The sequence below is a fragment of the Sandarakinorhabdus sp. genome, from assembly GCF_041689835.1.
Taxonomy (GTDB): domain Bacteria; phylum Pseudomonadota; class Alphaproteobacteria; order Sphingomonadales; family Sphingomonadaceae; genus Sandarakinorhabdus.
This window is the reverse complement of record NZ_JBDNFM010000127.1, coordinates 1-2,666: the sequence shown is the minus strand read 5'-3', so window position 1 is coordinate 2,666 and position 2,666 is coordinate 1. Positions and strand designations below refer to the sequence as shown.

The window sequence follows — 2,666 nt, the reverse complement described above, 5'->3', positions numbered from 1 at the left end:
TGCTGCGGCGGCGGGGGCCTGTCGGGCGGGTTTGCCGCTGGCAGCCAGTTGCCCATCGTGGTGGTGGAACCCGAAGGCTATAATGATGTGTGCCGCAGCTTGGCGGCTGGGCGCATCTTGCCGGTGGAAAATCCCGGACCGACGCGGTGTGATGCGCTGCAGACGCTGCGCATGGCCGAAATCACGTTTGAAACGCTGCGCCACCACGGCGCCGCCGGCGTGGCGGTGAGCGAACTGGAGGTTGCGCGCGCGGTGGCGTTTGCCTTTCGCGAACTGAAACTGGTGGTGGAACCCGGCGGTGCGGTCACGCTGGCAGCGCTGCTGGCCGGCAAGGTGGACGTGGCCGGCAAAACAGTAATTGCCACGCTTTCGGGCGGCAATATCGATCCCGAAGTGCTGATTTCGTGCCTGCGCGAAGCCGGCGCGCTTTAGGTGACGATGCGGCGATACAGGTGCCAGGTGGCGTGGCCGAGCACCGGCAGCACCACCAGCAGGCCCAGAAACGCTGGCAGCATGGCCGCGAACAGGCTGGCCGCGATCAGCACCGCCCAGCCCAGCAAGATCAGGCGATTGTCGCGCACGCTGGCGAGGCTGGTGATGATGGCGGTCATGAAGTCCACATCGCGGTGGACCAGCATCGGCAGGCTGATAACGGTGACGGCATAAAAGCCTGCCGCCAACAGCGCGCCCACGGCGCTGCCCACGGCCAGCATGGCGATGCCGGTGCCGCTCAGGAGGAACGCCAGCGATTCGGTGCCGCTATCCGATTGGAAGACCGCGAAGATGGCGTGGGCGATCATCAGCCAGAAACCGAAGGCGACGAAGATGATGACGCCCATCGACAAGATCTGATCATCGCCGCGGCCCCGGAGCGCACCCAGCACGCCGCCCCAACGCAGCGGTAGGCCGGCTTCGCGGCGCCGGCTGACTTCATAAAGCCCGACCGCGCAGAACGGCGCCAGCAAGGGAAAGCCCGCCGCCGCCGGCACCAGCCAGGCCACCGCCGATTGAGTGGCCAGCGCCCAGCCCAGCGCCAGCCCGGCGGCAACGTAGATACCGGCAAAGAAAATCCCGAACTGCGGCGCGGCGCGGTAATCGGCCCAGCCGGCGGCGAGGGCGGCTTTCAGGTCGCGCCATTCAAGGTTGCGGCTGACCTGCACGGCCCCCTGGCTGCCCGTCGTTCCCATCGCCCCCATCTCCCCCAGTGTTGGCGGGTCTGCCAAGCTGATGATGGTGCCTCAGCCACCGCGAAGACAACATAAGGTTCAATGCGGAGCCGGGCTTACTCTACCCCGGGACGGGCGAAGCGGTGGCCGGTGGGGATGTCGCGCGCGGGGGCGGGTTCCTCGCCGAACCAGCGCGCGACTTCGGCCTGGGCGGCGGCATCGAGGTGGAGACCCAGCTTGGTACGGCGCCAAAGCACGTCGGCGCTGGTGGTGGCCCATTCATGGTCGCGGTAATATATCAGCTCGGCTTCGAAGATGCCGCCAAGATTGCGGCCAAGGCCGCCCGCCAGCATATCGGCTGCGGGCGCACCAAAGGTCATGGCGAGGCGCTTGACCAGCTTTGGATCATAATTGGCTTCGCGCGCCTGCAGTTGTTCGAGCCAGCGCTTGAACGCGGTTTGGCCGTTTTCGCCCTTGCCGCGTTCGATGGCGCCGCCGGGCAGGGGGGCAGCGGCCGTCCAGCTTCTGGATTTGGGCAGGATGCGGCGCAGCACGTCTTCGGCGAGCACGCGGTAGGTGGTGATCTTGCCGCCGACGATGGTCATCGCATCAAGCCCGTCATGTTCGACCACACGGTAATCGCGGGTGGTTTCACGGGAGCTTTCTGGGTCGTCCTTGCCGCTTTCGAGGATCAGCGGGCGCACGCCGACAAAGCGGTGCACCACGTCGTCGGGCGTCAATGGCCGGGCGAGATAGCGATTGGCGGCAGACAGCAGATATTCCACCTCGGCATCGCTCACCTTGGCATCTTCGGGGCGCGCGACATCGGCTTCGGTGGTGCCGATCAGCGAATAATCATGTTCGTACGGGATGATGAAGATGATGCGGCCATCGGGCTGTTGCAGCATGAAGGCATCGCGCCCCAGATGCACGCGGCGGGTGATGATGTGGCTGCCCTGCACCAACCGCAGCGGCGGCGCATCGTTCAGCCCCATCACGCGGCGGGCGACATCTTCGGCCCACGGCCCGGCGGCGTTGATCAGGCGCTTTGCCGCAAGCGTGCGGCCATCTTCAAGGGTGAGCCGCCACAGGCCATCGCTGCGCTCGGCGCGCGCCACCGGCGTGCGCGGCAGCACGGTTGCCCCGCGCGCGGCGGCGTCTTTCAGATTTTCCACCACCAGCCGGGCATCATCCACCCAGCCATCCCAATAACGGAACGCCGTGCGATAACGCGTGTCGAGCGCGCGGCCGGCGCGTTCGCTGCGCAGATCGATGCGCTGCGAGCCCGGCACCATTTTGCGCCGCGCCAGATGATCATACAGGAACGTGCCCAGCCGCAGCATCCACACCGGGCGCATGCCAGCCGCGTGCGGCAACACAAACGGCTGCGGCCAGGTGATGTGCGGCGCGATATCCAGCAGCACCTCGCGTTCGGCCAGCGCCTTTCGCACCAGCCCGAAGGCATAATATTCCAAATAACGCAGCCCGCCGTGGATCAGC

Annotated in this window: 3 protein-coding genes; 1 reads left to right on the top strand and 2 read right to left on the bottom strand. The window is 66.5% G+C overall.

Going from position 1 to position 2,666, the window contains the following annotated elements; all coding sequences use genetic code 11:
• Nucleotides 1-432, top strand: a 432-nt coding sequence (locus tag ACESL8_RS06750; protein ID WP_372917130.1) for a pyridoxal-phosphate dependent enzyme, incomplete at its 5' end; no start/stop codon positions are given.
• Here the strand turns inward: ACESL8_RS06750 and ACESL8_RS06745 are convergent.
• Entirely contained in the window at nucleotides 429-1,187 is a 759-nt protein-coding gene (locus tag ACESL8_RS06745) for a DUF2189 domain-containing protein (protein ID WP_372917128.1), read from the bottom strand. The genes ACESL8_RS06750 and ACESL8_RS06745 overlap by 4 nt on opposite strands.
• Before the next feature lie 95 nt (nucleotides 1,188-1,282).
• Nucleotides 1,283-2,666, bottom strand: a 1,384-nt coding sequence (gene glpD / locus ACESL8_RS06740) for a glycerol-3-phosphate dehydrogenase (protein WP_372917126.1), incomplete at its 5' end; no start/stop codon positions are given.

What these genes read in the sequence shown, in the direction of transcription:
- ACESL8_RS06745 (WP_372917128.1), bottom strand. Translation starts at nt 1,187, where the DNA reads ATGGGAACGACGGGCAGCCAGGGGGCCGTGCAGGTCAGCCGCAACCTT.